Source organism: Brevibacterium sp. SIMBA_078 (genome assembly GCF_046534565.1).
Taxonomy (GTDB): domain Bacteria; phylum Actinomycetota; class Actinomycetes; order Actinomycetales; family Brevibacteriaceae; genus Brevibacterium.
In genome coordinates this window covers 1-246 of sequence record NZ_JAWRYQ010000465.1, presented here as the reverse complement: position 1 = coordinate 246, position 246 = coordinate 1, and the positions used below count along the sequence as shown (strand labels likewise).

The window sequence follows — 246 nt, the reverse complement described above, 5'->3', positions numbered from 1 at the left end:
AAAGCCCACCTTGTAGGGCATTCCATGGGCGGTAAAGTGGCAATGCAAGTTGCATTAACCCATAGCGAATTGGTCAATAAATTAGTGGTACTTGATATCGCCCCAGTTAGCTACCCGGCTCGTCATACCCAAATCATTGAGGCATTAAATGCAGTAAAAAATACCGATATTAGTGATAGAAAGCAAGCTGATTTAGTAATGCAACCGTATATAGAAGAGTTAGGAGTACGTCAGTTTTTATTGAAG

General features: G+C 40.7%; 1 pseudogene. It reads left to right on the top strand.

The annotated features are described in order from the left end of the window. Nucleotides 1-24: 24 nt before the first annotated feature. Nucleotides 25-246, top strand: a pseudogene (locus SB749_RS20430) (alpha/beta hydrolase); the annotation flags it as partial.